At 59.6% G+C, this 2573-nt stretch carries 2 protein-coding genes; one reads left to right on the forward strand and one right to left on the reverse strand.

The window, feature by feature from the left end:
• On the reverse strand, positions 1-803 hold an 803-nt coding region (locus RR842_RS13725; protein WP_332730151.1), incomplete at its 3' end, for an aminotransferase class V-fold PLP-dependent enzyme.
• A 219-nt stretch (positions 804-1022) separates the two neighbouring features.
• On the opposite strand from RR842_RS13725, the gene RR842_RS13730 reads away from it, so the two are divergent.
• The gene (locus RR842_RS13730) at positions 1023-2537 is read left to right on the forward strand and encodes a helix-turn-helix transcriptional regulator (protein WP_332730152.1); all 1515 of its coding nucleotides are present in this window, start codon (positions 1023-1025) and stop codon (positions 2535-2537) included.
• Positions 2538-2573 lie beyond the last annotated feature (36 nt).

Here is a 2573-nt window from a genome sequence, read left to right on the forward strand (position 1 = left end):
AGCGGCAGCGCTTCGGTGCCCGAACGCAGCCCTTGCTCTTGCCCGCCGCCGTGCGCGGTGGTGAACAGTTTGGTTCCACGTCGTACGTACAAGGCTCCGATACCTTTTGGTCCGCCCACCTTGTGCGAGCAAAACGACAGCAGGTCAACTCCCAAGGCGTGTGCGTCCAGTGCGATTTTTCCGAATGCTTGGACAGCATCGGTGTGAATCAGCAGGTGGACGTCACTGCCTTCGGCAGCGGCGTCGCGTTGCCTCTTGCAGAGGCGCACGGCCTCATCGACAGGGAAGCGGTATCCAAGCTCGCTTTGGACGCTCATGATGGTAACGAGACGCACGTCACGGTTCTTTCGTAGCGTGTCCTTGAGGTTTACGAGATCGAGTTCGCCGCTGTGGGCTTCCAAGTAGACAGCGGACCATCCGCTGCGCTTGAGCGCCCGCACAGTTTTGGTGACCGACGGGTGCTCCAATGCGGTGGTGACGATGGTGCCAGGTCCTCGATCCCGCTCGTAGGCGGCGCAGGCCCCCGTGATGGCCAGGTTGTTTGACTCAGTTCCGCCCGAGGTGAAGAATATCTCGTCGGGATGGGCGCCGATTGCCTGAGCAACCGTTTTGCGGCTCTCGTCAAGCAGCTTTTTTGCGGCGCGTCCCCGCGCATGACGGGATGACGGATTGCCAAAGGTATGCTGCATTGCGTGGGTGACGACATCGGCAACAGGTGGGTGCAGGGGCGCTGTTGCCGCGTTGTCGAAATAGACCTCGCGATCGTTTTGGCCGACGCCTGGATGTTCGAAAAGACGTGCCATGGTTTCCCCTTCCCGCCTTGAGCGTGCCGCGTTCGGGCAATGCAGCTCCTGTCTGGCTTATGGCGGCATCGTAGCCCGGATGGACCGCGCTTCGCCTTGTCGGGGCGGGGTGAAGCCAAAGATACCCCTGCCAGGGGGATGCCTTTCGAGGACTCCTGCGTTGTGGGCGGAGTATTCCCGGCGCAAACCCGATACAATAGAAAAGGGGAAGGGGTTTTCATGGGCAGACTTAAATGGGGCACGCTCAATAAGCGCGTTAGGCTATCGGTGTTCAGCTTTGATGTGCACGCCTCCATCGTTATCGGCTTTGCACTGCACTGGACCTGGGTGTGGGTGACATTCTGGAGCTCGGCCTTCTACTCGGTGTCGCCACAGGTGGGGCAGGCGGCGGGCGTGATGACGCTGGAGCCGTTATGGCTGCTTTCCCTTTTAACCAACGTATTGGGCTACGGAGCGCTGTTCGTTCTGAGCAAGAGGCGGCGCGTGTTCGGACGCTCGATGACAGCGCCGCTGTGCGCGGGGGCTGTTACCCTGGTAGGTACGATGTTGGTTTCGTATCCGTCGGCGGCGACGTTCGGCGATGCGGCCTCGTTCGTCTACGTGCTAGGCGCGTTGCTTACCGGCGTGGGAAGTGCCGTTGAGGTTGTTCTGTGGGGCGAGCTGCTGTCCATTCTCGGTGCGCGGCAGACCATTGTGTACAGTGTGCTGGCAACTATTGCTGGCAGCGCGTTCTACCTGCTGATAACCTTCCTGCCGGGTCAGGCGGCCCGGTTTCTCACGGCGCTTCTTCCCGTGGCGGAGATGTGGCTATTCACCCGCCGTCAAAATATGGTGCGCAATGCTCGCATTGCAGCGGCCGACGAAAGTCCGCGCGACGGCGCTGGGAGCCAGCCTCCTACACGGGGGACGGTACGCAACGCCTTGTTGGAGATTGCGGGCATCTCGCTGTTCTTCGGCTTGTCGTACGGAGTGATGAAGGGTTTCTTCGTGCTTGGCACCGAGACCCTCATCACGGTGCGGGACTACCTGAACATCGCTGCGCTCATTTTAGGGGCAGCGGCGATATTGGTTACTACCAGCGTGTTCCGCATGGACTTCCGCCATATGACCTATCAGGTTGCGCTGCCGCTCATGGCAGCAGGGTTCATCTTTATTTCGCTGGACTATCCGCTGGATTTGATAGGCTTTGCCGCGCATCAGATGGGGTATCAGTATTTCTACATTATCATCTGGGCGCTCTGGGCCATTCTGACGCGCAAGTTGAATGTGCCGGTGGCCCGGTTTGCGTGCATTTCCATGACGGCGTTAATGGCGGGGCAGCTTGGCGGTTCGATCATCGGCGCCCAGCTGATATCTCTTGCAACCGATCGCTATACTATGGCGATTGTCGCCGCCTGCTCGGTGTTCGTGATCCTACTGGTGGCGCTGTTCGCATTCGAGAGCCCGTTCCCGGAGTCGGGCTGGGGTGTGTTCCATCCCCTGGTGCGCGATGACGCTGCTCCCAAGTTCAGACGTTCGCTGGAGGCTCTTGCCGAGTTGCGTGGGTTGTCTCCGCGCGAAACGCAGGTGTTCGAACTTTTGGCGAAGGGGCGTAATTGCAGCTTTATAAGTGCCCAACTGGTGATTTCCGAGGAAACTGCCAAGACGCACATCAAGAAGATATACCGCAAATTCGGCGTTCATTCTCAGCAGGCGTTGCTGGACATGATCGAACTTGACGGGAAGTGCGGCTAGGTCGCGTGTGCTGTCGGCAGGGACGCCGGGTGCTCA

This window comes from Gordonibacter sp. (assembly GCF_036667095.1).
Lineage (GTDB): Bacteria > Actinomycetota > Coriobacteriia > Coriobacteriales > Eggerthellaceae > Gordonibacter.